We start from the raw sequence: 536 nt of genomic DNA on the forward strand, positions 1-536 counted from the left end.
CTGGATGAACTTGACCACCGGCGCGTCGTCGACCTCGCTGGAGTCTTCCTCGTCGCGCGACTGGGATGCGCTGTCCTGCTGCAGCAGGTCCATGTCGAACGCTTCGCCGGTGAGCTCCTTGAGCGTGTCTGCGGCCGACTCGGACAGGGCCTCGACCGCGCGCTTGAGCTTGTCCGCCTCGACGATCACCAGCTCGATCTGCAGGCCGGTCTGGAAGCGGATCTCGTCCAGCGCGCGCAGGTTGGAAGGGTCGGCGGTGGCGAGCGTGATGCGGCTCTGGCGCTTGGCGAGCGGCGCGACCTGGTGCTTGGCGAGCAGCTTGCGGTCGACCGCCTCGCGCGCGAACATCGCCGCATCGAAGGCGGCGAGGTCGAGGAGCGGATAGCCGAAGGTCTCGGCGGCGAAGCGGGCCATCGCCGCGCAGCTCATCAGGCCGCGGTTGGCGACCTCGAGGATGAAGGCGGTCGCGGCCTCGCCCGCATGGGTGGTGCATGCGATCGCGTCCGCCTCCTTGAGGTGGCCATGCTGGATCAGGG

General features: G+C 69.0%; 1 pseudogene. It reads right to left on the reverse strand.

The annotated features are described in order from the left end of the window. A pseudogene (locus tag L6Q67_RS24380) lies at positions 1-534 on the reverse strand (type IV-A pilus assembly ATPase PilB); the annotation flags it as partial. Between the last annotated feature and the right edge of the window lie 2 nt (positions 535-536).

Source organism: Zoogloea sp., assembly GCF_023150065.1.
In the GTDB taxonomy this organism is placed as follows: Bacteria; Pseudomonadota; Gammaproteobacteria; order Burkholderiales; family Rhodocyclaceae; genus Zoogloea.